The 24,743-nt window shown below is 73.1% G+C and carries 24 protein-coding genes, 1 pseudogene and 1 riboswitch; of the genes and pseudogenes, 15 read left to right on the top strand and 10 right to left on the bottom strand.

All coding sequences use genetic code 11. From position 1 onward, the window contains the following. The first annotated feature begins 301 nt into the window (after nt 1–301). The gene (locus Sdagh_RS15560; protein ID WP_189417692.1) at nt 302–1,291 is read left to right on the top strand and encodes a malate dehydrogenase; all 990 of its coding nucleotides are present in this window, start codon (nt 302–304) and stop codon (nt 1,289–1,291) included. A gap of 135 nt (nt 1,292–1,426) precedes the next feature. Here the strand turns inward: Sdagh_RS15560 and Sdagh_RS15555 are convergent, their stop codons facing one another. Beyond that, the gene (locus Sdagh_RS15555) at nt 1,427–1,930 is read right to left on the bottom strand and encodes a carboxymuconolactone decarboxylase family protein (protein WP_189417690.1); all 504 of its coding nucleotides are present in this window, start codon (nt 1,928–1,930) and stop codon (nt 1,427–1,429) included. Between the two features lie 46 nt (nt 1,931–1,976). Here Sdagh_RS15555 and pdxR point away from each other — a divergent pair, with 46 nt between their 5' ends. The 6 genes from pdxR to Sdagh_RS15525 all read left to right on the top strand — a co-directional run bounded on the left by pdxR (nt 1,977) and on the right by Sdagh_RS15525 (nt 8,915). Beyond that, a complete protein-coding gene (pdxR, locus tag Sdagh_RS15550) occupies nt 1,977–3,368 on the top strand; it encodes a MocR-like pyridoxine biosynthesis transcription factor PdxR (RefSeq protein WP_190076729.1) in 1,392 nt (463 codons plus the stop codon). Between the two features lie 82 nt (nt 3,369–3,450). Continuing rightward, a complete protein-coding gene (locus tag Sdagh_RS15545; protein ID WP_189417685.1) occupies nt 3,451–3,762 on the top strand; it encodes a hypothetical protein in 312 nt (103 codons plus the stop codon). 6 nt (nt 3,763–3,768) lie between these two features. Beyond that, entirely contained in the window at nt 3,769–4,953 is a 1,185-nt protein-coding gene (locus tag Sdagh_RS15540; RefSeq protein WP_189417682.1) for a glutathionylspermidine synthase family protein, read from the top strand. Between the two features lie 91 nt (nt 4,954–5,044). Then, nucleotides 5,045–5,134: riboswitch (ZMP/ZTP riboswitch) on the top strand. Nucleotides 5,135–5,167: 33 nt separating this feature from the next. Then, on the top strand, nt 5,168–6,619 hold the full coding sequence (locus Sdagh_RS15535) for a glycine hydroxymethyltransferase (protein ID WP_190076730.1): 1,452 nt from the start codon (nt 5,168–5,170) through the stop codon (nt 6,617–6,619). Nucleotides 6,620–7,186: 567 nt separating this feature from the next. Next, complete coding sequence (gene trpS / locus Sdagh_RS15530; protein WP_190008433.1) at nt 7,187–8,200, top strand: tryptophan--tRNA ligase; 1,014 nt, start codon at nt 7,187–7,189, stop codon at nt 8,198–8,200. A 136-nt stretch (nt 8,201–8,336) separates the two neighbouring features. Further along, nucleotides 8,337–8,915: a 2'-5' RNA ligase family protein gene (locus Sdagh_RS15525; protein WP_189417675.1), complete on the top strand. Its 579-nt coding sequence runs from the start codon at nt 8,337–8,339 to the stop codon at nt 8,913–8,915. 208 nt (nt 8,916–9,123) lie between these two features. On the opposite strand, the gene dprE2 is transcribed toward Sdagh_RS15525, so the two are convergent. Beyond that, on the bottom strand, nt 9,124–9,879 hold the full coding sequence (gene dprE2 / locus Sdagh_RS15520) for a decaprenylphospho-beta-D-erythro-pentofuranosid-2-ulose 2-reductase (RefSeq protein ID WP_189417672.1): 756 nt from the start codon (nt 9,877–9,879) through the stop codon (nt 9,124–9,126). Nucleotides 9,880–9,889: 10 nt separating this feature from the next. Beyond that, nucleotides 9,890–11,269, bottom strand: coding sequence for a decaprenylphosphoryl-beta-D-ribose oxidase (dprE1, locus tag Sdagh_RS15515; protein ID WP_190076731.1), 1,380 nt, complete (start codon nt 11,267–11,269; stop codon nt 9,890–9,892). Nucleotides 11,270–11,413: 144 nt separating this feature from the next. Between dprE1 and Sdagh_RS15510 the strand changes: the two genes are divergently transcribed. The 4 genes from Sdagh_RS15510 to Sdagh_RS15495 are packed head-to-tail and all read left to right on the top strand — an operon-like array spanning nt 11,414 to nt 14,205. Beyond that, a complete protein-coding gene (locus tag Sdagh_RS15510; protein WP_226535163.1) occupies nt 11,414–11,929 on the top strand; it encodes a phosphatase PAP2 family protein in 516 nt (171 codons plus the stop codon). Continuing rightward, nucleotides 11,922–12,869, top strand: coding sequence for a decaprenyl-phosphate phosphoribosyltransferase (locus Sdagh_RS15505; protein WP_190076732.1), 948 nt, complete (start codon nt 11,922–11,924; stop codon nt 12,867–12,869). The genes Sdagh_RS15510 and Sdagh_RS15505 overlap by 8 nt, the downstream gene beginning before the upstream one ends. Nucleotides 12,870–12,871: 2 nt before the next feature. Beyond that, nucleotides 12,872–13,297 carry a GtrA family protein gene (locus tag Sdagh_RS15500; RefSeq protein ID WP_189418036.1) on the top strand — a complete coding sequence of 142 codons (426 nt, stop codon included), beginning with the start codon at nt 12,872–12,874 and terminating at the stop codon, nt 13,295–13,297. Beyond that, the gene (locus tag Sdagh_RS15495) at nt 13,285–14,205 is read left to right on the top strand and encodes a YihY/virulence factor BrkB family protein (protein WP_190008439.1); all 921 of its coding nucleotides are present in this window, start codon (nt 13,285–13,287) and stop codon (nt 14,203–14,205) included. Before Sdagh_RS15500 ends, Sdagh_RS15495 begins: the two co-directional genes overlap by 13 nt. Here the strand turns inward: Sdagh_RS15495 and Sdagh_RS15490 are convergent. After that, nucleotides 14,153–15,436: a D-alanyl-D-alanine carboxypeptidase family protein gene (locus tag Sdagh_RS15490; protein ID WP_226535161.1), complete on the bottom strand. Its 1,284-nt coding sequence runs from the start codon at nt 15,434–15,436 to the stop codon at nt 14,153–14,155. The two genes, Sdagh_RS15495 and Sdagh_RS15490, sit on opposite strands and share 53 nt — an antisense overlap. On the opposite strand from Sdagh_RS15490, the gene Sdagh_RS15485 reads away from it, so the two are divergent. Together Sdagh_RS15485 and Sdagh_RS15480 are read left to right on the top strand one after the other, a co-directional pair. After that, the gene (locus tag Sdagh_RS15485) at nt 15,423–15,767 is read left to right on the top strand and encodes an SCO4848 family membrane protein (RefSeq protein WP_504967632.1); all 345 of its coding nucleotides are present in this window, start codon (nt 15,423–15,425) and stop codon (nt 15,765–15,767) included. The genes Sdagh_RS15490 and Sdagh_RS15485 overlap by 14 nt on opposite strands. A 36-nt stretch (nt 15,768–15,803) precedes the next feature. Next, nucleotides 15,804–17,087 carry a metallophosphoesterase gene (locus tag Sdagh_RS15480; RefSeq protein ID WP_190076733.1) on the top strand — a complete coding sequence of 428 codons (1,284 nt, stop codon included), beginning with the start codon at nt 15,804–15,806 and terminating at the stop codon, nt 17,085–17,087. A gap of 9 nt (nt 17,088–17,096) precedes the next feature. Here the strand turns inward: Sdagh_RS15480 and Sdagh_RS15475 are convergent, their stop codons facing one another. Together Sdagh_RS15475 and Sdagh_RS15470 are read right to left on the bottom strand one after the other, a co-directional pair. Then, the gene (locus tag Sdagh_RS15475; RefSeq protein WP_189417651.1) at nt 17,097–17,831 is read right to left on the bottom strand and encodes a TetR/AcrR family transcriptional regulator; all 735 of its coding nucleotides are present in this window, start codon (nt 17,829–17,831) and stop codon (nt 17,097–17,099) included. 27 nt (nt 17,832–17,858) lie between these two features. Further along, the gene (locus Sdagh_RS15470; protein WP_189417648.1) at nt 17,859–18,269 is read right to left on the bottom strand and encodes a VOC family protein; all 411 of its coding nucleotides are present in this window, start codon (nt 18,267–18,269) and stop codon (nt 17,859–17,861) included. A 68-nt stretch (nt 18,270–18,337) separates the two neighbouring features. Here Sdagh_RS15470 and Sdagh_RS15465 point away from each other — a divergent pair, with 68 nt between their 5' ends. Further along, nucleotides 18,338–18,730, top strand: coding sequence for a hypothetical protein (locus tag Sdagh_RS15465; protein ID WP_190076734.1), 393 nt, complete (start codon nt 18,338–18,340; stop codon nt 18,728–18,730). Next, nucleotides 18,730–21,207, top strand: a complete 2,478-nt coding sequence (locus Sdagh_RS15460; RefSeq protein ID WP_190076735.1) for a DUF4132 domain-containing protein — start codon at nt 18,730–18,732, stop codon at nt 21,205–21,207. Before Sdagh_RS15465 ends, Sdagh_RS15460 begins: the two co-directional genes overlap by 1 nt. Here the strand turns inward: Sdagh_RS15460 and Sdagh_RS15455 are convergent. The 4 genes and pseudogenes from Sdagh_RS15455 to Sdagh_RS15440 form a co-directional block, all read right to left on the bottom strand. Continuing rightward, nucleotides 21,198–21,574: pseudogene (locus Sdagh_RS15455) on the bottom strand (Uma2 family endonuclease); the annotation flags it as partial. The gene Sdagh_RS15460 and the pseudogene Sdagh_RS15455 overlap by 10 nt on opposite strands. Nucleotides 21,575–21,694: 120 nt before the next feature. Next, nucleotides 21,695–22,474: a succinate dehydrogenase iron-sulfur subunit gene (locus tag Sdagh_RS15450; protein ID WP_189417641.1), complete on the bottom strand. Its 780-nt coding sequence runs from the start codon at nt 22,472–22,474 to the stop codon at nt 21,695–21,697. After that, entirely contained in the window at nt 22,474–24,228 is a 1,755-nt protein-coding gene (gene sdhA / locus Sdagh_RS15445) for a succinate dehydrogenase flavoprotein subunit (protein WP_189417639.1), read from the bottom strand. The genes Sdagh_RS15450 and sdhA overlap by 1 nt, the downstream gene beginning before the upstream one ends. A gap of 18 nt (nt 24,229–24,246) precedes the next feature. Further along, nucleotides 24,247–24,738 carry a succinate dehydrogenase hydrophobic membrane anchor subunit gene (locus Sdagh_RS15440; protein WP_189417637.1) on the bottom strand — a complete coding sequence of 164 codons (492 nt, stop codon included), beginning with the start codon at nt 24,736–24,738 and terminating at the stop codon, nt 24,247–24,249. Between the last annotated feature and the right edge of the window lie 5 nt (nt 24,739–24,743).

Here is a 24,743-nt window from a genome sequence, read left to right as displayed (position 1 = left end):
GGCGGTCGCCTCCGTCCCCCCTCTCCCGGACGGGCGGCCGCCTTTTCCGTGCGCGGACGCTCCCCGCCCGCCGCCCCGCCCCGGGACCCGCCCCCCCCGTGCGACAGCGCCCACCACGCGCCCGTGCCGCGGCGTTCGGCCAGGTCGGCGCCTTGTGGGACGGGCCACACGGACCCGGAGGTCCGGGATGCCGGATGCGCGATAGCCTGACCGCTGGGTCGATCTCTTGACGCCGAGAGATCGATCAAACGTAGCGGGGCAGGGACGCCGCCCCACCGCCAGCTGTCATACGGAGAACGCCATGACCCGCACTCCCGTGAACGTCACCGTCACCGGCGCGGCCGGCCAGATCGGTTACGCCCTCCTCTTCCGCATCGCCTCCGGCCAGCTGCTCGGCGCGGACGTGCCGGTCAAGCTGCGCCTGCTGGAGATCAGCCCGGCGCTGAAGGCCGCCGAGGGCACGGCGATGGAGCTGGACGACTGCGCGTTCCCGCTGCTCCAGGGCATCGACATCACCGACGACCCGAACGTCGCCTTCGACGGCGCCAACGTCGCCCTCCTCGTCGGCGCCCGCCCGCGCACCAAGGGCATGGAGCGCGGTGACCTCCTGGAGGCCAACGGCGGCATCTTCAAGCCGCAGGGCAAGGCCATCAACGACCACGCGGCGGACGACATCAAGGTCCTCGTCGTCGGCAACCCGGCCAACACCAACGCGCTCATCGCGCAGGCCGCCGCGCCCGACGTACCGGCCGAGCGGTTCACCGCGATGACCCGCCTGGACCACAACCGCGCGCTGACCCAGCTCGCGAAGAAGACGGGCTCGTCGGTCTCCGACATCAAGCGGCTCACCATCTGGGGCAACCACTCCGCCACCCAGTACCCGGACATCTTCCACGCCACCATCGCCGGCAAGAACGCCGCCGAGGTCGTGAACGACGAGCAGTGGCTGGCCGACGACTTCATCCCGACCGTCGCCAAGCGCGGCGCCGCGATCATCGAGGCCCGGGGCGCGTCCTCCGCCGCCTCCGCCGCCAACGCGGCCATCGACCACGTCCACACCTGGGTCAACGGCACCGCCGAGGGCGACTGGGTCTCCATGGGCATCCCGTCGGACGGCTCCTACGGCGTCCCCGAGGGCCTCATCTCCTCCTTCCCGGTGACCACCAAGGACGGCGTGTACGAGATCGTCCAGGGCCTGGAGATCAACGAGTTCTCCCGCACCCGCATCGACGCCTCCGTCCAGGAGCTGGCGGACGAGCGCGAGGCGGTCCGCGGTCTCGGCCTCATCTGAGCCACCCCCGCACACCCCTTACGGGACCCCTGACGGGCCTCCCCCCGGTCACTTCCGGAGGGAGGCCCGTCGGCGTCGACGCCGAGGTGCCGTACGACCCGGACGCCGGGTCCCCGTACGACCCCGGACGGGGAGTCAGCCGTGCTGCCCCGGCCGGTAGTGCCCCGGCGTCATCCGACAGGTCACGCCGAACCTGTTCCAGGCGTTGATCACCGTGATCGCGGCGATGAGCTGGGCCAGCTCCGCCTCGTCGGGGAAGTGCTTCGCGGCCCGCTCGTACACCTCGTCCGGCACGAATCCGTCCGTGAGCACGGTGACCGCCTCGGTCAGCTCCATCGCCGCCAGCTCCTTCTCCGTGTAGAAGTGCCTCGACTCCTCCCAGGCGCTGAGCTGCACGATCCGCTCCACGCTCTCGCCCGCCGCGAGCGCGTCCTTGGAGTGCATGTCGAGGCAGAGGGCGCAGTGGTTGAGCTGCGAGGCACGGATCTTCACCAGCTCGTACAGCTTGGCGTCCAGGCCCTTCCGGGCGGCGGCGTCGAGCCGGATCATCGCCTTGTACACGTCCGGGGCGTGCTCGGCCCACTGGAGGCGGGGCGGCTGCTCGGCGGCGTACGGCTCGGTGGTCTCGTTCTGTGTCATGCCTCGACCCTAGGGACGAAGCAGCCCACGGGTATGGTCCACTTCCGTGACGGAAACACGGGCCAATCCTGGCCTCGACCTGCACCTGGAACCGGCCGGTCCGGGTCTGCGCCGCGGCCTGACCGAGGCACTGCGCGCGGCCGTCCGCACCGGCCGCCTCGCCCCCGGCACCCGCCTGCCGTCCTCCCGCGTCCTCGCCGCCGACCTCGGCATCGCCCGCAACACCGTCGCCGACGCCTACGCCGACCTCGTCGCCGAGGGCTGGCTGACCGCCCGGCAGGGTTCCGGTACCCGCGTCGCCGACCGCCCCGTCACCACCCCGCCCGCCGCCCCCGCGCCCCCGGCCCGCACCCCGGCCCGCCCCGCCTACGACCTGCGCCCCGGCACCCCCGACCTCGCCTCCTTCCCGCGTACCGAGTGGCTGCGGGCCGCCCGCCGCGCCCTGCACGCCGCCCCCGACGAGGCCCTCGGCTACGGCGACCCGCGCGGCCACGCCGCTCTGCGCGCCGCGCTCGCCGGTTACGTCTCCCGGGCCCGGGGCGTGCACGCCGACCCGGGCCGCGTCCTCGTCTGCAACGGCTTCGTGCACGCGCTGGACCTGCTCGGCACGGTGCTGCGGGCGCGCGGCGTCCACACGGTCGCCGTGGAGTCCTACGGCCTGCACATCCACCGCGACCTGCTGGCCGCCGCCGGCCTGCGCACGGTCCCGCTGCCCCTCGACGACCAGGGCACCGACCCCCGCGCCGTCCCCGAGGGCGCCGGGGCCGTCCTGCTCACCCCCGCCCACCAGTTCCCCCTGGGCATGCCCCTGCGCCCCGACCGGCGCGCGGCCGTCGTGGAGTGGGCGCGCCGCACCGGCGGTCTGGTCCTGGAGGACGACTACGACGGCGAGTTCCGCTACGACCGCCAGCCGGTCGGCGCCCTCCAGGCCCTCGGCCCCGACCACGTGATCCACCTCGGCACCGCCAGCAAGGCCCTCGCCCCCGGCCTCCGCCTGGCCTGGGCCGTGCTCCCGCCGCCGCTGGTCGAGGAGGCGCTGGCGGCCAAGAACCACCTCGCCACCTGCTCAGTGCTGGAACAGCTCACCCTCGCCGAGTTCCTCACCTCCGGCGCCTACGACCGGCACGTCCGCGCCGCCCGGCTGCGCTACCGCCGCCGCCGCGACACCCTGGTCGCCGCCCTCGCCGCCCGCGCCCCGGGCGTCCACGCCACCGGCATCGCCGCCGGACTGCACGCCGTACTGCTGCTGCCGCCCGGCACCGAGCAGTCCGTCGTCCAGGCCGCGACCTGGCAGCACCTCGCCCTCCACGGCCTCTCCCTGTTCCGCCACCCCGACGCGGTCACCGACCCCGTCGACGCCGTCGTGGTCGGCTACGGCACCCCACCGGACCACGCGTGGACCGGGGCACTGGATGCCCTGTGCAGGGTCCTGCCGTAGCATCCACCTCCGAACGGCGGCCGGACATCCGATCGACCGGCCAACTGCCGTTCCGCACACGGACGAACAGGGGGAGACGGACATGGCGGAGAAGCGGCGACGGCTGCGGTCGAGCACGGTGGTGCTCGGCGGCATGGGAGTGCTCGCGGCGGCCCTGACCTCGTGCGGCTCGGAACCCGACCGGCGCTGCGTCAACCGCGACGACTACACCACCGCCGACGGCTACAGGATCGTCGCCGACCGCAACTGCAAGTCGTCCACCGGCACGGCGCGCGCCGACTGGTACTACGACTCGGACGCCAAGCGGGGCCGGGCCGACTACGGCACCTTCGACTACGACGACGCCGTCGACCGCGGCGGCTTCGGCTGCTCCTCCGGCAGCGGCGGCGGCTGACCGGCCGTGGAACGCCGCACCACGACCCCCCGCCCCGGCTGGCAGCGGACCGTCGAGGACCAGGGCCTCGTCTACCCCCTCACCCGCCATCCCGACGGCTCCCTGCGCCCCTACTGGGACGAGAGCGCCTACTACGTCTTCTCCCTGCCGGAGATCGAGGCGCTGGAGGAGACCGTCGAGGAACTCCACCGCATGTGCCTGGCCGCCGCCGGACACATCGTCACCGCCGGCCGCTTCGCCGACCTCGGCATCACCGACCCGCGCGTGGTCCGCGCCGTCACGGAGGCCTGGCACCGCCGCGCCGAACTCCCCTCCGTCTACGCCCGCTTCGACCTGCGCTACGACGGCACCGGACCGGCGAAACTCCTGGAGTACAACGCGGACACCCCGACCTCCCTCGTGGAGGCGGCCTCCCCGCAGTGGTTCTGGATGGAGGAGCGCTTCCCCGGCGCCGACCAGTGGAACTCCCTGCACGAGCGGCTGATCGACGCCTGGAAGAAGCAGGCCGCGCTGCTCCCGCCCGGCAGCCCCCTGTACTTCGCGCACTCCACCGCCGACGAACTCGGCGAGGACCTCATGACCGTCGCCTACCTCAAGGAGACCGCCGAGCAGGCCGGCCTGGAGACCGCGTCGATCGCCATGGAGGACATCGGCTGGGACCGCATCTCCGGCCGCTTCGTCGACACCCGGCTGCGCTTCATCCGCAGCTGCTTCAAGCTCTACCCCTGGGAGTGGCTCACCACCGACCGCTTCGCCGACCACGTCCTGGCCACCCTGGACAACGGCGGCGGCACCGGCACCACCCTGTGGATCGAGCCCGCCTGGAAGATGCTGCTCAGCAACAAGGCGCTGCTGGCGGTCCTCTGGGAGCTGTACCCGGACCACCCGAACCTGCTCCCCGCCCACCTCGACGGCCCCCGCGACCTGGCCACCACCACCGGCTGGGTCGCCAAGCCCCTCCTCGGCCGCGAGGGCGCGGGCGTCACGGTCCACGAGCCCGGCGACGACCCCGCCCCCCGCGACGAACCCTGCTGCTACCAGCAGCTCGCCCCCCTCCCCGCCTTCGACGGCAACCACGTCGTCCTCGGCGCCTGGGTGGTCGAGGACGAGTCGGCGGGCCTCGGCATCCGCGAGTCCGCGGGCCTCGTGACGGACGGGTACGCCCGCTTCCTGCCCCACGTGATCCTGTGACGGACCGCCCCTTCCCGGCCCCGGGGGAGGGCGCGGGCGGGCCCGCATGATGGACGCCGTCCGTCCCCGCCCCGGCACCTTGGGTACCCTGGCTGCGGGCCGTGACTGGCGCGCTGGGATGGGACCGACCATCGGGAAGCGGCCCGTACGGGAACATGTGCCGTGCGCCTGGGCCGAACCGTGTACGCCGAACGCCCACGTCCGGAGGTAGCCCATGTCCGCCGAGCAGCCCCTGTCCACCGCGTCCACCGCCTACCGCGCCGCCCTCGACGTGATCCGCGCCGTCGAGCCGCGCGTCGCCGACGCCATCGGCCAGGAGGTCGCCGACCAGCGCGAGATGCTCAAGCTGATCGCGTCCGAGAACTACGCCTCCCCGGCGACGCTGCTGGCGATGGGCAACTGGTTCAGCGACAAGTACGCCGAGGGCACCGTCGGCCGCCGCTTCTACGCCGGCTGCCGCAACGTCGACACGGTGGAGTCCCTCGCCGCCGAGCACGCCAGGGAACTCTTCGGCGCCCGGCACGCCTACGTCCAGCCGCACTCCGGCATCGACGCCAACCTCGTCGCCTTCTGGGCCGTCCTCGGCGCCCGCGTCGAGGTCCCCTTCCTGGAGAAGACCGGCGTCCGCCAGATCAACGACCTCAGCGACGCCGACTGGGCCGAGCTGCGCCAGGCGTTCGGCAACCAGCGCATGCTCGGCATGTCCCTGGACGCCGGCGGCCACCTCACCCACGGCTTCCGCCCGAACATCTCCGGCAAGATGTTCGACCAGCGCTCCTACGGCACCGACCCCGCCACCGGCCTCATCGACTACGAGGCCCTGCGCGCCTCCGCCCGCGAGTTCAAGCCGCTGATCATCGTCGCCGGGTACTCCGCCTACCCGCGCCTGGTGAACTTCCGGGTCATGCGCGAGATCGCCGACGAGGTCGGCGCGACGCTCATGGTCGACATGGCGCACTTCGCGGGCCTGGTCGCGGGCAAGGTGCTCACCGGCGACTTCGACCCGGTCCCGCACGCCCAGATCGTCACCACCACCACCCACAAGTCGCTGCGCGGCCCGCGCGGCGGCATGGTCCTGTGCGACGACTCCCTCAAGGACCAGGTCGACCGCGGCTGCCCGATGGTCCTCGGCGGCCCGCTCCCGCACGTCATGGCCGCCAAGGCCGTCGCCCTCGCCGAGGCCCGGCAGCCCGCCTTCCAGGACTACGCCCAGCGCATCGTGGACAACGCCCGCACGCTCGCCGAGGGCCTGATGAAGCGCGGCGCCACCCTGGTCACCGGCGGCACCGACAACCACCTCAACCTGATCGACGTGGCGTCCTCCTACGGCCTCACCGGCCGCCAGGCCGAGGCCGCCCTCCTCGACTCCGGCATCGTCACCAACCGCAACGCCATCCCCGCCGACCCCAACGGTGCCTGGTACACCTCCGGTATCCGCGTCGGCACCCCGGCGCTGACCACCCGGGGCCTGGGCACCGCCGAGATGGACGAGGTGGCCGGCCTCATCGACCGCGTCCTGACGGCCGCCGAGCCCGGCACCACCAAGTCCGGCGCCCCCTCCAAGGCGTCCCACGTCCTGGACGCGAAGACCGCCGACGAGATCTCCCGCCGGGCGACGGACCTGGTGGCCGGCTTCCCGCTGTACCCGGAGATCGACCTCGGCTGATCCCCTACGGGAGGTGTGCCACGCCCGCGGGGCGGCGTTCCCCACGGCCGACGCGGAGCCGTCCGCCGGGTCCGGGCCGAAGGCGAACCGCCCGTAGGCGGGACGCATCACGACCGGGCCGGCGGCGTCCGGCACCACGCCGTCCCCGCAGCCGGGGGCCGCTGGAGCCGACGTCGCCGAACCAGGCCGGACCCGCGCCGAGGCGACGGTCACCGTGGAGGTGAAGCCCTCCGGGGACGTGAGCACGCCGCCGGACGAGGTGCCGGCCGTCGCGCCGGCCGGCACACGGTCCTCCGGCCACGTGATGTCGACCACACCCGCGAGCCCGGTGGCGCCGAGGGCCGGCCCGCCGTCGCGCAGTGCGACGCCGGCGTCGCCGTGGCAGGGCCCGAGGCGGACCGTGCGCCGGCGAGGCCGGGCCGCCACTGGGCGCCGGGCTCGGCTCCCACGGCGACCGGACGCACGGCGCGCCCCCGGGCCGCCGCGCTGTGCGCCCCCCGTGCCCCCCCACGCGACTGTCGTGCACCTGACCCCGACCCATGAGAAACACCTGAGACAATGAGAGGCATGGCCTCTGATCGTCCCCGCGTGCTCTCCGGGATCCAGCCCACCGCAGGTTCGTTCCACCTCGGCAACTACCTCGGTGCCGTCCGCCAGTGGGTGGCGCTGCAGGAGACCCATGACGCGTTCTACATGGTCGTCGACCTGCACGCGATCACGGTCCCGCAGGACCCGAAGGAGCTGCGCGCCAACACCCGGCTGGCCGCCGCGCAGCTCCTCGCCGCCGGACTCGACCCGGACCGCTGCACCCTGTTCGTCCAGAGCCACGTCCCCGAGCACGCCCAGCTCGCCTGGGTCATGAACTGCCTCACCGGCTTCGGCGAGGCCTCCCGCATGACCCAGTTCAAGGACAAGTCCGCCAGACAGGGTGCCGACCGCGCCTCCGTCGGCCTGTTCACCTACCCGGTCCTCCAGGTCGCCGACATCCTCCTGTACCAGGCGCACGAGGTCCCGGTCGGCGAGGACCAGCGCCAGCACATCGAGCTGACCCGCGACCTCGCCGAGCGCTTCAACGGCCGCTACGGCGACACCTTCACCGTCCCGAAGCCGTACATCCTCAAGGAGACGGCGAAGATCTACGACCTCCAGGACCCCACGGTCAAGATGAGCAAGTCGGCCTCCACGCCGAAGGGCCTGGTCAACCTGCTGGACGAGCCGAGGACCACCGCCAAGAAGGTCAAGAGCGCGGTCACCGACACCGACACGGTCATCGTCTACGACGCGGAGAACAAGCCCGGCGTCAGCAACCTCCTCACCATCTACGCGACCCTCACCGGGACCGGGATCGGCGAACTGGAGGAGAAGTACGCGGGCAAGGGCTACGGTGCGCTGAAGACGGACCTCGCCGAGATCATGGTCGACTTCGTGACGCCGTTCCGGGAGCGCACCCAGCAGTACCTGGACGACCCCGAGACGCTCGACTCGGTCCTGGCCAAGGGCGCGGAGAAGGCCCGCGCCGTCGCCGCCGAGACCCTCGCGCAGGCGTACGACCGCGTGGGCTTCCTGCCCGCCAAGCACTGAGCGGAGCACGGACCGTGCCCCGGGCGCCGCACATCACCACCGTTGCGCCTGCCCGGAGCCCGGCCGTGGCCGTACAGTCGATTGACAGGCGGCCGCAGCGGCGGCCGCTTCCGCCGACGGAACGACAGGAGACGACGTGGGGACCGTAACGATCGGCGTGTCGATCGCGGTCCCGGAGCCTCACGGCAGCCGGCTTCAGCAGCTGCGCGCGGGCTTCGGCGACGCCGCGGCGCACGGAATCCCCACGCATGTCACCCTGCTGCCGCCGACCGAGGTCGACGCCGCGGCGCTGCCCGCGATCGAGGCCCACCTCGCGGAGGTCGCCGCCGCCGGGCGCTCCTTCCCGATGCGGCTCTCCGGCACCGGCACCTTCCGCCCGCTCTCCCCGGTGGTCTACGTCCAGGTGGTGGAGGGCGCCGAGGCCTGCACCTGGCTCCAGAAGCAGGTCCGGGACGCCTCCGGCCCGGTCGCCCGCGACCTCCAGTTCCCGTACCACCCGCACGTCACGGTGGCGCACGGCATCGAGGAGGCGGCGATGGACCGCGCCTTCACCGAGCTGTCCGGCTACGAGGCCGACTGGCCCTGCACCGGCTTCGCCCTGTACGAGCAGGGGCCGGACGGCGTCTGGCGCAAGCTCCGCGAGTTCCCCTTCGGCTCCACGGTGGTCCCGCCCCAGGCCGGCCCCGCGGAGCGGGGCTCGCTGCCCACCGGCTAGCGCCTGTCGTTCGGATCACGCCGCGGACGCGGGGCCTGGCACGCGCACTGGCCGCGTTGTCGTCACTCGCCGACGCTCCGCGTCGACTCCCTCCTCCGCCTCGCATCCGCACGCACCAGGCCCCGCTCACCGGCGCGAGGAAGGCACAGCCGATCCCCCGCGACCTGATCCGAACGACAGGCCCTGGATCGCGGCCACCGCCCGGCGCTCAGCCCGGCAGCCGCCGGAACACCGGGCGGGGCAGGTGGCGCACCGCCGCCATCACGGCCCGCAGCGCGCCCGGCACCCACACCGTCTCCGAGCGGCGGCGCAGCCCCAGTTCGATGGCGGACGCCACGGCCTCGGGGGTGGTGGCCAGCGGCGCCTCCGCCAGGCCGGCGGTCATCCTGGACCGTACGAACCCGGGGCGCACGACCATGACGTGCACGCCGGTGCCGTACAGCGCGTCGCCGAGGCCCTGCGCGAAGGCGTCCAGACCGGCCTTGCTGGAGCCGTAGATGAAGTTGGCGCGGCGGGCCCGTTCCCCGGCGACCGAGGAGAGCACGACCAGCGAGCCGTGCCCCTGGTTCTGCAGCGCGGCGGCGCTGACCAGGCCGGCCGAGACCGCCCCGGTGTAATTGGTCTGCGCGACCCGCACGGCGCTCACCGGGTCCTGCTCGTCGTGGGCCTGGTCGCCGAGGATGCCGAAGGCGAGCAGCACCAGGTCGATGTCGCCCTCCGCGAAGACCTTGCCCAGGGCGGCCTCGTGGGACTCGGGGGCGAGGGCGTCGAAGGCGACGGTGCGGACGTCCGCGCCGAGCGCCCGCAGCCCTTCGGCGGCCTCGTCGAGCGCGGGGGAGGGGCGGCCGGCCAGCCAGACGGTACGGGTGCGGCGGGCGATCAGGCGCCGCGCGGTGGCCAGGGCGATCTCGGACGTACCGCCGAGGACGAGGAGGGACTGGGGGAGGCCGAAGGCGTCCTTCACGGGGGTTCTCCTAGAGGTCGAGCCGGCGGGACAGGTCGGACACGAACACCCCGTCCGGGTCCAGCTCCGCGCGCAGGGCGCGGAAGTCGGCGAGCCGCGGGTACATCGCGGCGAGCAGCTCGGGCCGCAGCCGGGAGTCCTTGGCGAGGTAGACCCGGCCGCCGGCCCCCGCGACCTCCTCGTCCAGCTCGTCCAGGAAGGCGCCGAGCCCCGGCAGGTTCGCCGGGATGTCCAGGGCGAGGGTCCAGCCGGGCACCGGGAAGGACAGCCAGCCCGGGTCGGCGTCCCCGAACCGTTTGAGGACGGCCAGGAAGGACGGGCAGCGGCGGGCGGAGATCCGGCCGACGATGCCGCGCAGGGCCTCCTCCTGGCCGTGGCCGACGGCGAACTGGTACTGGACGAAGCCGCCGGGGCCGTAGATCCGGTTCCAGTGCGGGACGCCGTCCAGGGGGTGGAAGAAGGACGGGATGCGCTGGAGCTGCCCGGTGCGGGAGCGGGGGGCCTTGCGGAACCACAACTCGTTGAAGAGGCCGACCGTCGTCCGGGTCAGCAGGCCCTCGGGGACGGAGGCGGGGGCGGCCGGGAGACGGGTGGTGCGGAAGGCCAGCGGGTCACGCCGGGCGCGGGCGCGGCGCGGCAGCGCGTCCAGGGGCGCGTGGTCGCCGCGGGTGAGCACCGCGCGCCCGGTCGCCGCGCCGCGCGCCAGCAGGTCGATCCAGGCGACGGAGTAGCGGTAGCGGTGGTCGGTGGCGGTCAGCCGGGCCAGCAGGTCGTCGAGGTCGGCGGCGCGCTCGGTGTCCACCGACATCAGCGACGTCTCGACCGGCTGGAGCCGCACCGTCGCCGTGAGGATCACCCCGGTCAGGCCCATCCCGCCCGCGGTCGCCTCGAACAGCGGCGTGCCCGGCGTGACGGTCCGCACCCGGCCGTCGGCGGTGAGCAGCTCCAGGGAGAGCACGTGCCGGGTGAAGGAGCCGGAGACGTGGTGGTTCTTGCCGTGGATGTCGGCACCGATCGCCCCGCCGACCGTGACGTACCGCGTCCCGGGCGTCACCGGCACGAACCAGCCCAGCGGCAGCAGCACCTCCATCAGCCGGTGCAGCGAGACGCCCGCGTCGCACAGCACGGTGCCGCCCTCGACGTCGATGGCGTGCACCCGGTCCAGGCCGGTCATGTCGAGCACGGCCCCGCCCGCGTTCTGCGCCGCGTCCCCGTAGGCCCGGCCGAGGCCCCGCGCGATGGAGCCCCGGGCCCCGCAGGCGCGGACGGCGACCGCCGCCTCCTCGTACGTGCGGGGGCGGACCAGCCGGGCGGTGGTGGGGGCGGTGCGGCCCCACCCGGTGACGGAGCCCCACTCGATGACGGGAGCGGTGTCGGTGTCGGCAGACATGGCGGCGACCGTATCGCCCCTTTAATCCAAGTCACTCAATAAATCTCCGCTTTGTCCCCGAAATGGGTGATTAATGGGATGTCGCTCAATAGTCCCGGAGTTTTGCCGGACTTCGGCCGCCGTCGCCGTGAACAGTGAGTCCGCATGGACGACCACCACTACGGCATGGACCACCGGATCGTCTCGGCGCTCAGAGCCCGCGGCGGTGACCCGCGCGTGGCCGGCGCCGCCCGCGCCCTGTCCTGGGCGGGGGAGCACGGGGCGCTGTGGCTGGCGGCGGGCCTCGCCGGGGCCGCCGTGGACGGCGCCCGGCGCGGCGCCTGGCTGCGCGGCACCGCGCTCACCGCGGGCGCCCACCTCACCAGCATGGGCGTGAAACGGATCGTGCGCCGCCCCCGCCCGGCGCACGTCGAACCGCTCGTACGCACCGCCGGGCGGCACTCCTTCCCCAGCTCGCACGCCGCCTCCGCGGTGGCCGCCGCCGTCTCCCTCGGCACCCTCGGCAGCCGCGCGGCCTGGCCGGTGGCCGCCGCGGTGTGCGTCTCCCGGCTGGTCGCCGGCGTCCACTACCCCTCGGACGTGGCCGCCGGCGCGGCCCTGGGCGCCCTGACCGCCCGGCTCGGCGCCGGCTGGATGCGAGGGGGCGCCGCCCGTGGCTGACACCGCCGTCCTGCGGCAGCACGCCCCCCAGCGTCCCGCGCCCCGGCCGCCCCGCGCCGGCGGCCTGCTGGCCGGCCTGGTCCGCACCGCCCGCCCCAAGCAGTGGGTCAAGAACGTCCTCGTCGTCGCCGCCCCGGCCGCCGCCGGCGAGCTGTTCACCGCCCCCGCCCTGACCCGGCTCCCGCTGGTCTTCGCCCTGTTCACGGCCTGCGCCGCCGCCGTCTACCTGGTCAACGACGCCCGCGACGCCGAAGCCGACCGCGCCCACCCCGTCAAACGCCGCCGCCCGGTCGCGGCGGGCCAGGTCCCCGTCCCCGTCGCCTACGCCGCCGGCGCCGCCCTCGGCGTCCTCGCGCCCGCCGCAGCGCTCTGGCTCCGCGCCCCGGCGGTCGCCGCCCTGCTCACCGCCTACCTCGCCATGCAACTGGCGTACTGCCTCACCCTCAAGCACGTCCTCGTCGTCGATCTCGCCGTCGTCACCACCGGCTTCCTGATGCGCGCGGTGATCGGGGGCCTCGCGCTCGGCATCCCGCTCTCCCGCTGGTTCCTCATCACCACCGGCTTCGGGGCGCTGTTCATGGTCGCTGCCAAGCGCTACTCCGAGGCGGTGCAGATGGCCGGGACGGCGGGCGCCACCCGTGCGCTGCTCACCGAGTACACCCCCGGCTACCTCCGCTTCGTCTGGCAGCTCGCGGCCGGTGTCGCCGTCCTCGGCTACTGCCTGTGGGCGCTGGAGGAGGGCGGCCTCCCGCACACCGGTCTGCTGCCCTGGCGCCAGCTCTCCGTGGTCGCCTTCGTCCTCGCCGTCCTGCGCTACGCCGTCTTCGCCGACCGGGGCACGGCCGGCGAACCGGAGGACGTCGTCCTGCGCGACCGCGCGCTCGCCCTGATCGGCCTGGTCTGGGCGGCGATGTACGCGGCGGCGGTGGCCGATTGGTGACCCTGGCCGGCGGCCGGCGCGAACTGCTCGGCTTCGCCTCCGTCGGCCTGCTCGCCTACGCCGCCGACCTCGGCCTGTTCACCCTGCTGCGCGGCCCGGCCGGGCTCGGCCCGCTCACCGCCAAGGCGCTCTCCTTCACCGCCGGCTGCACGGTCGCCTACGCCGGCAACGCGCTGGGCACCTACCGCCACACCCGCGTCCGCGGCCTGCGCCCCTACGCCCTGTTCTGCGCGGTGAACCTCGCCGGGGCCGCCGTACAGCTCCTCTGTCTCGCCGTCAGCCACTACGGTCTTGGTCTCACCTCGCAGCGCGCGGACACGGTGTCCGGCGCCGGGGTCGGCATGGCGCTGGCCACGATCTTGCGTTTCTGGGGCACAAGGACACTTGTTTTCCCAACTGGGGGCAGGGTCGGATCATGGACTGGCTGAAGAAGCTTCCCGTAGTGGGCCCGTGGCTGGCCAGGCTGATGGCCACGCACGCCTGGCGGTCGTACGAGCGGCTGGACCGGGTGAAGTGGGCGCGGCTCGCCGCCGCCATGACCTTCACCAGTTTCGTCGCGCTGTTCCCGCTGCTCGCGCTGGCCGGTGCCGTCACCGCCGCCACGCTCAGCGAGCGGCAGCAGAAGCAGGTCCAGGACAAGATCGCCGAGCAGATCCCCGGCATCGCCGACCAGCTGGACATCGACGGCCTGGTGGAGAACGCCGGCACCGTCGGGGTCATCGCCGCGGCCCTGCTGCTCTTCACCGGCATGAACTGGATCGAGCAGGTCCGGGGCTGTCTGCGGGCCGTGTGGGAACTGCCCGACGAGGACGAGAACCCGGTCCTGCACCGGATCAAGGACGGCGGCGTCCTGATCGGCTTCGGCGGGGCGCTGCTCGTCACCCTCGCCCTCTCGACCGTCGCCTCCGCGCTGGTCGGCTGGATCATCCGCCGCCTCGGCATGGACGGGGGCGGCGTCGGCGGGGTGCTGCTGCACATCGCCGCGATCGCCGTCGCCGTACTCGCCGACTTCCTGGTCCTGCTCTACGTCCTGACCCTGCTGCCCGGCGCCGAGCCGGAGCGTCGCCGGCTGATGGTGGCGGCGCTGCTCGGCGCGGTCGGTTTCGAACTGCTCAAGCTGCTGCTCAGCGGCTATATGCAGGGCGTGGCCGCGAAGAGCATGTACGGCGCGTTCGGGGTGCCGGTCGCCCTGCTGCTGTGGATCAACTTCACCTCGAAGCTGGTCCTGTTCTGCGCGTCCTGGACGGCGACCGGCAGCAAGGAGACCGAACTCGGCGGCGGTGCTACGGGCGGGTCCGGCGGCGTACCAGATCCGGTAGCGGCCACCGGCGGTTGACCAGGAACGCGGCGCCCGCGAGCAGCACCAGCGCCCCGGCCGCGATCCCCAGCGCCGTCCCCGCGCCCCCGGAGCCGCCCGCGGCGGCGGCCACCGGGCTGCTCCGCGGTGCCGCGCTCCCGCTGCCGCCCGCCTCGCCCTCACCGACCGCGGGGGCGGCGGTGGGCGCGGCGCCCTTCGGCGCCACCAGCTCGCCGACCGGCTCGACCTTGCCGGCCGCCTCGAAACCCCAGTCGAAAAGCGCGGCGGTCTCCTTGTAGACCTCGTTGTGCCCGTTCTTCTCCGGGTTCATCACCGTCACCAGCAGCACCCGCCCGGCGCGCTCGGCGACCCCGGTGAAGGTGGCGCCCGCGTTGGTGGTGTTGCCGTTCTTGACGCCCGCGATGCCCTGGTACTGCTCCATGTCGTAGTCGCCGGTGAGCAGCCGGTTGGTGTTCTGGATCTCGAAGTCCTCGCGGACCGTCCTGCCCTTCTTGTTCTTGGTCGTCCGCCCCGGGAACTTCGCGCTGACCGTCGAGCAGTACTCGCGGAAGTCCTCCTTCTGGAGCCCGGAGCGCGCGAACAGGGTCAGGTCGTAGGCGGAGGAGACCTGGCCGGGGGCGTCGTACCCGTCGGGGCTGACCACGTGCGTGTCGAGGGCCTGCAGTTCCTCGGCGTGGTCGTTCATGTCCGCGACCGTCTTCGCCACGCCGCCGTTCATCGCGGAGAGCACGTGCACGGCGTCGTTGCCCGAGCGCAGGAAGACGCCGAGCCACAGGTCGTGGACGGTGTACGTCTCCTTCTCCTTGATCCCGACCAGGCTGGAGCCGGAGCCGATGTCCGCCAGCTCGGCCGGGTCGACCGTGTGCTTCGCGGTCTTCGGGAACCGCGGCAGCAGGGTGTCGGCGAACAGCATCTTCAGGGTGCTGGCGGGCGCCAGCTCCCAGTGCGCGTTGTGCGCGGCCAGCACCTCGCCGGACTCGGCGTCGGAGACGATCCACGAGCGGGCGGTGATGTCCTTGGGCAGCACCGGCACCCCGCTCGCCAGGTTGACCTGCGTCCCCGCCTGCCCGAGCCGGGCGCCGCCGACGGTCGACATCGACGCCGGGGGCGTGGCGGAGGGGCTCGCTGAGGCGTCCGGGCGGGGGGCCGCGTACGCGGCGGGCGCGGCCAGCGCCAGGGACACGGCGGCGGTCAGGACGGCGGGCGCGGCCGACAGGGAGCGCCGGGCGGTCTTCTTGGGTGCGGGCACGGTCGAGAACGTACCGCCCGCGGGCCGGGCCGTCACACCCGCCTCCCCACCCCGGACACGGAACCGGCGGGCCCCCGGCGATACTGGAACCATGAAGCTCAGCCGTCCCGTCTCCTGGTTCCTGCTCGCCTTCGGGGTGTGGTCCTGGATCATCTGGATCACTTTCGTCAAAAACCTCGCCAAGGACAGCAGCGGGCTCGCGTTCGAGGACGGCGACCCCACGGCGTACTTCTGGGTCCACCTGCTGCTCGCGGTGGTCTCCTTCCTCTTGGGGACGGCCGTCGGGGTCATCGGGTTGCGTGGACTGCGCGCACTGCGCCGCACGTCATAGCCGTCGCCTCGGCGACGAAGAGGGGGGTACGACGGCATGGTGATCGTCTTCGCGCTGGTCGCGCTGGCGGTACTGGGCGTCCTGGTGACGGCCAACTGGTACGTGTGGCGGCGCCTGTTCCGCGACACCGCCCGCGGCGCGGGCGTGCGCCGGGCGGGCGCGGCGCTGGTCGCGGGCGGCTGGGCGCTGGCCGTCGGCGCGCTGGTCGCCGAGCGCACGGGCGCGCCGTTCTGGCTGCAACGGGTGCTGGGCTGGCCCGGGTTCCTGTGGATGGCCCTCTCCGTCTACCTGCTGCTGGCGCTGCTGGCGGGAGAGGCGGTGCGGCCGCTGCTGCGGTGGTACCTGGAGCGCCGGGCACCCGCCGCCCCGGAACCGGCCGCCGCCCCGATACCGGCGGGCACGGCACCGGCGGGCACGGCACCGGCGGGCACGGCACCGGCCGCGGGCCCCGGGGAACCCGCGCCGGCGCCCGCGCCCGCCACGCCCCTCGCCGTGCCCTCCCGGCGCCTGTTCGTCTCCCGGGTGGTCGGGGGGGCCGCCGCCGCGGCGGCCGTCGGCACGGTCGGGTTCGGCACGTACGGCGTGCTGAACGGGCCGGCCGTGAAGCGGGTCACCGTGCCGCTGGCCAAGCTGCCGCGCGCGGCGCACGGCTTCCGGATCGCCGTGGTCAGCGACATCCACCTCGGTCCGGTCCTCGGCCGGGGCTTCGCCCAGAAGGTCGTCGACACCGTCAACGGCACCCAGCCCGACCTGATCGCCGTCGTCGGCGACCTGGTCGACGGCAGCGTCAAGGACCTCGGCCCGGCCGCCGCGCCGCTGGCCGGGCTCAGTGCCCGGCACGGCACGTACTTCGTCACCGGCAACCACGAGTACTTCTCCGGCGCCGAGCAGTGGGTGGAGGAGGTACGGCGCCTGGGCCTGCTGCCGCTGGAGAACGCCCGCACCGAGCTGCCCCACTTCGACCTCGCCGGGGTCAACGACATCAGCGGCGAGGACGAGGGCCAGGGCCCCGACTACGCCCGCGCCCTCGGCGACCGCGACCGGTCCCGCGCCTGCGTGCTCCTCGCCCACCAGCCGGTGATGATCCACGACGCCGTCGAGCACGGCGTCGACCTCCAGCTCTCCGGCCACACCCACGGCGGTCAGCTCTGGCCCGGCCCGCTCCTCGCCGCCGCCGCGAACCCCACCGTGGCCGGCCTGGAGCGCTACGGCGACACCCAGCTCTACGTCAGCCGGGGCGCCGGCGCCTGGGGGCCGCCCACGCGCGTGGGCGCGCCGTCGGACGTCACCGTGATCGAACTGGCGTCCCGGCAGGCGTGAGCGGTCACCTCACCGCGCCGTGCGCCCCGGGTCCGGCAGGAACCGGGTCATCCCCGGCAGGAAGTCCGTGAACAGCTCGTGCACCTCGCGCACCAGCGGACGCAGCACCCGGAACCGGGCGAGGACGACACCCCGCGCGGTGAGCCGGGCCCCGCGCTCGGCGAGCCGGTAGCTGCGCTCCCGGCCGTCGGTCCGGTCGAAGACCCAGTACAGGACCAGTCCCAGCTGGGCGAGCCACATCAGCTCCGGCAGGACGTCCCGCAGCTCCTCGGGCACCTTGGTCCGCGTCCCGGCCAGCACCGCCCGGTGGACGCCGACGGCCTCCGTGCGCGCGGGCTCCGACTCCGCGGAGAACGGGCTGAGCGGGCTGTCCGGGTCGGCGGCGTTCTTGAAGAACTGCACCGCGAACTCGTGGTACGGCGCCGCGATGTCCAGCCACACCTTCAGCACGCCCGCCATGCGCGCCTCCAGGTCGGTCTCCCGCGCCAGCAGCTCACGGACCGCCACCTGGTGCTCGGCGGCGATCCGGTCGTAGAAGCCCTGGATCAGGTACTCCTTGCCGGCGAAGTAGTAGTAGGCGTTGCCGACCGAGACCCCGGCCTCCTGGGCGATGGCCCGCATGGTGGTCCTGTCGTACCCCCGTTCCCGGAACAGCCGCATCGCCGTCTCCAGGATCAGGGCGCGGGTCTGCTCGGATTTTCTGGGGGGCGCTCCGTCACCGGAGCCGTCGTTCTTCGCGGGCACAGCAGCAGAGCCTAACCGCCGGCCCGCTCACGGACGGCGGCCGAGCTGCGGGCGCTTGGTGTAGTCGGTCAGACCGACGACGTTGCCCCAGGGGTCGGCGAACTCCACCGTCCACCCGGTGGCGCTGGAGAAGGGACCGTCGTACGCCTCGATCCCGGCCTCCGTCAGCGTCCGCGCCGCGACCCGTGCGTCCGGCACCTCCAGCCACACCCGGGACGACGGCCACGGCGGCGGGCGGTGCCCGAACCCGTCCTCGTGGCGCAGCAGCAGCCCCGGCGTCTCCCCACCGACCCGCAGCAGCGCGATCCCCCCGTCGTCGAAGCGGAACCCCACGGTGAACCCGGCCCGCTCGTAGAACCCCACGGCCTCGTCGAGGTCACCGACCGGCAGCAGGACGTTGTCGAAGCCGAGCAGCTCGTACGACTTGTGATCTGACATGCCGTCAGAGTAAAGGGATGATCGGCCGGAACCGGTGATTGTCAGTGCCGCCTCGTACGGTCGGAGGCATGGGAATCGTGACGTTCGTCGACGAGACGACTGCGGGGGAGCGGCGCCCGGCCCGGGGGCTGGAGATCGCCGAGGAGCGGCTCACCGCGCGGGAGCTGATCCGGCGCCGGGTGTTCCAGGAGGTCGCCGAGTACGACGCGCGGACGCCGCAGGTGTTCCAGGGCCTGGTCCAGCCCACCGACAGCGAGCGGGTGCTGAACGGGTACGCGCTGCGCACGCCCCGGCGCCTGGACCCCGAGGCCCAGACCGGGCTGGCGCTGCGGGCCTTCGCGGGCAACGGCTTCCTGATGCTGGTGGGGGACCGTCAGATCACCGGCCCGGACGAGGAGATCGCCCTTCCGCTCGGCACCGAGGTCACCTTCCTCAAGCTCGTCGCCCTGGTGGGTGGCTGATGGGCACCGCGCGTTCACTGCGGGACCGGCTGCGGGACCGGTTCGCCGCCGGGGAACCCGAGCGGGCCGCCGAGGAGCTGCTGAAGGGCCTGGACGGCGGGCACGCGCACCGGGACCGGGGTGGCTGGGGCCAGGTCCTCGACCTGCTGCGCGGACTGCCCGCCGAGAGCCGCGGCGCCCTGCTCCGGACCGTGGCGGACCGCTTCCCGGCCCGGTACGGGGAGGACGGGGCGGACGTGGAGGAGCGTCTGCGCATCCTCTCCCTGTGCGCCGTGGCGGGCGAGGGCCTTCCGGACGACCCGCTGGCCGCCGGGCGCACCGCCGCCCTGGCCGACCTCGGCCGGCTCCACCGGACATGGGACACGCCCCTGCTGGACGCCGTGGTCGCCGCGGAGCCGGCCGCGGGCCGCTCCCTCACACCGGCCACCGTGGCCGCGATCCGCCGCACCGGCCAGGACCGGTACGCGCCGGCCGAACTCGCCGCCCTGGCCCGCACCCTCACCGACCCGGTGCTCAACGCGGGCGAGGACTGGGCCGACCAGGCCCTGCGCGACGCCACCGACCCGGAGCTGCGGGCCCTGCTCGCCCACTGCCGCACCGCCACCGCGGGCAAGCCCCCGGCCGCCTGGGACGAGCGGGCCCGGAGCCTCGTCGACGCCGCCGGCCCGGACCGGGTCCGTACGGCGGTCCTGTCCTGGCTCTCCCGCGTCGGCCGCCCCCGCACCCTCCCGCTGACCCCGCGCCCCTACGAGGCCCACGTCAACGACGTCTACGACCCGTGCAACGCGGACGCCCTGCGCGGCCTGGCCTGGCTGCTCTCCCTGCTGCCGCCGCACCCCGGTACCGCGCGCGCCCTCGGCGCCCTGGTGGAGACGTCCCTGCGGAAGGTGGCCGGCGTCGGCCCGCGCAGCTCCAAGGTCGCCAACGCCGGGGTCGTCGCCCTCGCCCGCACCGACGGCGAGGCGGCCCTCGCGGAACTCGCCCGTCTCGCCGCGCGGGTCACCTACAAGGCCACCGCGAAGATCCTCGACACCGCCCTGCGCGCCCGTGCCGACGCCCTCGGTCTCAGCCGCGAGGAGGTCGAGGAACTGGCCGTTCCCGCCTACGGACTGACCGGCGTCGGCCATGCCGAGCACCGGTTCGGCGAGGCCACCGCGACCGTCGCGGTCCACGGCACCCGGGCCGGCCTGAGCTGGCGCGGCGCGGCGGGCAGGCCGGTGCGGAGTGTCCCGGCGGCCGTCCGCCGCGACCACGCCGATGCGCTGAAGGACCTCAAGGCCTCGGTCAAGGACATCGACAGGATGCTCTCCGCCCAGAGCGAGCGCCTGGACCGCCAGTTCCTGGCCCGCCGCGTCTGGCCCTACGCCGCCTGGCGCGAGCGGTACCTCGACCATCCCCTGGTCGGCACCCTGGCCCGCCGGCTGCTGTGGACGGTCGACGGCACCGCGGCCGGATACGCCGACGGGGCCCTGCGCACCCTCACCGGCACCCCGGTCACGGACGGCACCGAGGTCGCCCTCTGGCACCCGGTGGGCGCCGACCCCGCCGAGACCGTCGCGTGGCGCGACTGGCTGGAGCGGCACGGCGTCACCCAGCCCTTCAAGCAGGCCCACCGCGAGGTCTACCTGCTGACCGACGCCGAGCGCGCCACGGGCACGTACTCCAACCGGTTCGCGGCGCACGTCCTGCGCCAGCACCAGTTCCACTCCCTCGCCGCCGTCCGGGGCTGGCGGAACAAGCTGCGCCTCTGCGTCGACGACGAGGCCCCGCCGGCCACCCGCGACCTGCCGGCCTGGGGCCTGCGCGCCGAGTTCTGGGTCCAGGGCGACGGCGGGGAGTACCTGGAGGACACCACCGAGTCGGGCAGCTTCCTGCGGCTCCGCACCGACCAGGTCCGCTTCTACCCGATCGACGCCCCGGAGAACTCGGCGCACTGCTCGGGCGGCGCGTACCGGATGTGGCTGCGGGACGGCCGGGACCCGGTGGACCCGCTGCCCCTCGACGCGGTCCCGCCCCTGGTCCTCTCCGAGGTCCTGCGCGACGTCGACCTGTTCGTCGGCGTGGCCAGCGTCGGCAACGACCCGACCTGGCAGGACGGCGGCCCCGGCGGCCGTTTCCGGGAGTACTGGACGTCGTACGGCTTCGGTGAGCTGAACCAGAGCGCGCGGACGCGGCGCGAGCTGCTGGAGCGTCTGATACCCAGGCTGGCGATCGCCGGCCGCTGCCGTCTGGAGGGCCGCTTCCTGCACGTCAAGGGCGAGCGTCACACCTACCGGATCCATCTCGGCTCGGGGAACATCCTCAGGTCCCCGGACGACCGGTACCTGTGCATCGTCCCGAGATCCGGCGCGGGCCCGGCGGGCACCGGCTACCTCCCCTTCGAGGGCGACCGGACGCTCGCGGTGATCCTCAGCAAGGCCCTGATGCTCGCGGACGACACGAGCATCACGGACCCGACCGTCCTCAGTCAGCTCTGACCGGAGCCCTCCTGCGGCCGGCCGGCCCCCAGGACCTCCTCGACGTCCAGGACGACCCCGGCCCCGGGCGACGCGGGAAGCACGACGGACTCGCCGGGGGAGTGGACGCGGTGCGCGGCGTACTCGGCGCCGTCGGGGTCGGTGAGGACGTGGAGCCGGTCGTGCTCACGGTCGACGATCACATAGAGCGGAACCTTGGCCTGTGCGTAGGCAGGACCTTGGTTCGCAGGTCGGTGCGGTAGTTGCTGGAGGTGACCTCCAGGACCAGGCGGAAGCAGATGGGATCGTAGGAGTTGCTCTCGATGAGGTGGTCATCGGCGTCGGTGTCCATCACGGCGAGGTCCGGGATCGCGTAGTCCTCGGTGCCGTAGGCCGGAAGGCGCCTCCAGGCCGGTACGGCAGCCGTTCACCCGGTACGTGCGGCACATGCCGACGGCCCCGTCTCCCGGCGGGAGACGGGGCCGTGAGGGCGTACGGCCGACGGACGTCAGAAGCGGCGCGTGATCAGCGCTCGCTTCACCTCCGCGATGGCCTTGGTGACCTCGATGCCGCGCGGGCAGGCGTCCGTGCAGTTGAAGGTCGTGCGGCAGCGCCAGACGCCGTCGCGGTCGTTGAGGATCTCCAGCCGCTGCTCGCCGGCCTCGTCGCGCGAGTCGAAGATGAAGCGGTGGGCGTTGACGATCGCGGCGGGGCCGAAGTACTGGCCGTCGTTCCAGAAGACCGGGCAGGACGACGTGCACGCGGCGCACAGGATGCACTTGGTGGTGTCGTCGAAGCGCTCGCGGTCCTCGGCGGACTGGAGGCGCTCGCGGGTCGGCTCGTTGGTGTCCTTCGTGATCAGGAAGGGCATCACGTCCCGGTACGCCTGGAAGAACGGCTCCATGTCGACGACCAGGTCCTTCAGGACCGTCAGGCCCTTGATGGGCTCGACCGTGATCGGCTTCTCGGGGCTGATGTCCTTGATCAGCGTCTTGCAGGCGAGGCGGTTCTTGCCGTTGATCCGCATCGCGTCGGACCCGCAGATGCCGTGGGCGCAGGAGCGGCGGAAGGTGAGGGTGCCGTCCAGTTCCCACTTGATCTTGTGGAGGGCGTCCAGGACGCGCTCCTTGGGGTCCATCTCCAGCTGGAAGTCCTGCCAGCTCGCCTCGGCCGAGACCTCCGGGTTGAACCGGCGGACGCGGACCGTGACGGTGATGTAGGGGGAGTCGGCGAAACCGGGCTCGGGCGATCCGGCCGCGTCCGCCTTGTCCAGAACAGGGGTAGCCATCAGTACTTACGCTCCATCGGCTGGTAGCGGGTCTGGACGACCGGCTTGTAGTCGAGACGGATGGACTCGGTGCCGTCGTCGCCGACCTCGCGGTACGCCATGGTGTGGCGCATGAAGTTGACGTCGTCGCGGTTGGGGTAGTCCTCGCGGTAGTGACCGCCGCGGGACTCCTTGCGGGCCAGCGCGGAGACGGCCATGACCTCGGCCAGGTCGAGCAGGTTGCCCAGTTCGACGGCCTCCAGGAGGTCGGTGTTGAACCGCTTGCCCTTGTCCTGGATCGAGACGTTCCTGTACCGCGCGCGCAGCTCCGCGATCTTCTCGACCGCCGTCTTGATGGTCTGCTCCGTGCGGAACACCATCACGTTGGCGTCCATCGTCTCCTGCAGTTCGCGGCGCAGCTCCGAGACCCGCTCGTTGCCGGTGGAGGTGCGCAGCCGCTCGATCTGCTCGACGACCATGGACTCCGGGGAGTCCGGCAGCTCGACGAAGTCGGCCGAGTGGGCGTACTGGGCCGCCGCGATGCCGGCCCGCTTGCCGAAGACGTTGATGTCCAGGAGCGAGTTGGTGCCGAGGCGGTTGGCGCCGTGCACGGAGACGCAGGCGACCTCGCCGGCCGCGTACAGGCCCGGCACGACGGTGGTGTTGTCCGCCAGCACCTCGCCCTGGACGTTGGTCGGGATGCCGCCCATCGCGTAGTGCGCGGTGGGCTGGATCGGGATCGGGTCCGTGTACGGCTCGATGCCGAGGTACGTCCGCGCGAACTCGGTGATGTCGGGCAGCTTGGCGTCGAGCTGCTCCGGCGGGAGGTGGGTGAGGTCCAGGTAGACGTGGTCGCCCTCGGGGCCGCAGCCGCGGCCCTCGCGGATCTCCGTGTAGATGGAGCGGGAGACGACGTCGCGGGAGGCCAGGTCCTTCATGACGGGCGCGTACTTCTCCATGAAGCGCTCGCCGTCCTTGTTGCGCAGGATGCCGCCCTCGCCGCGGGCGCCCTCGGTGAGCAGGATGCCCATGCGCCAGATGCCGGTCGGGTGGAACTGGAAGAACTCCATGTCCTCCAGCGGCAGCCCGCGCCGGTAACAGGCCGCCTGGCCGTCACCGGTGAGGGTGTGCGCGTTGGACGTCACCTTGAAGAACTTGCCGGTGCCGCCGGACGCGTAGATCACGGACTTGGCGTGGAAGACGTGGATCTCGCCGGTGGCCAGCTCGTAGGCGACCACGCCGGCGGACTTCTTGACGCCGTCGACCTCGGTCATGATCTGGTCCAGGACGTAGAACTCGTTGAAGAACTCCACGCCCTCCTTGACGCAGTTCTGGTACAGCGTCTGGAGGATCATGTGACCGGTGCGGTCCGCGGCGTAGCAGGACCGGCGGACCGGGGCCTCGCCGTGGTTGCGGGAGTGGCCGCCGAAGCGGCGCTGGTCGATGGTGCCGTTCGGGGTCCGGTTGAACGGCAGGCCCATCTTCTCCAGGTCGAGGACGGAGTCGATGGCCTCCTTCGCCAGGATCTCGGCGGCGTCCTGGTCGACCAGGTAGTCACCGCCCTTGACCGTGTCGAAGGTGTGCCACTCCCAGTTGTCCTCCTCCACGTTGGCGAGCGCGGCGGCCATGCCGCCCTGCGCGGCGCCCGTGTGGGAGCGGGTCGGGTAGAGCTTCGTCAGGACGGCCGTGCGGCTGCGCTTGGTCGCCTCGATGGCGGCCCGCATACCGGCGCCACCGGCGCCGACGATGACGGTGTCGTACTTGTGTACCTTCATGGATTCGCAGCCCCGTGCCTAGCGGATGTTCGGGTCGAAGGTGAAGATCACCAGCGTGCCCAGCAGGATGGTGAACACCGTGGCGGTGTAGAGCAGGCCCTTGAGCCACAGCCGCGTGTTCGGGCGCTCCGCGTAGTCGTTGATGACCGTGCGCAGGCCGTTGGCGCCGTGCAGCATCGCCAGCCACAGCATCAGCAGATCCCAGACCTGCCAGAACGGCGACGCCCAGCGGCCCGCCACGAAGGCGAAGCCGATCTTGGAGACGCCGCCGTCGAGGACGAGCTGGATCAGCAGGTGGCCGAGGACCAGGACGACCAGCACCACGCCGGACAGGCGCATGAAGAGCCAGCCGTACATCTCGAAGTTGCCCCGCGTGGACTTCGGGGACTTCTTGGTGCGCTTGCGCGGGGGTTCGATCAGCGGCGCGGGGTTGTCGACCGAGTACACGGACGAGCCCTCCACGGGGCCGACCCCGGTGGCGGTTCCAGCGGTGACTGTGTTGTCAGACATGCTGC

The organism is Streptomyces daghestanicus, from assembly GCF_020521275.1.
Classification (GTDB): domain Bacteria; phylum Actinomycetota; class Actinomycetes; order Streptomycetales; family Streptomycetaceae; genus Streptomyces; species Streptomyces griseoviridis.
Note: the sequence above shows the minus strand (reverse complement) of the source record. Positions and strands in the feature narration are given on the sequence as shown.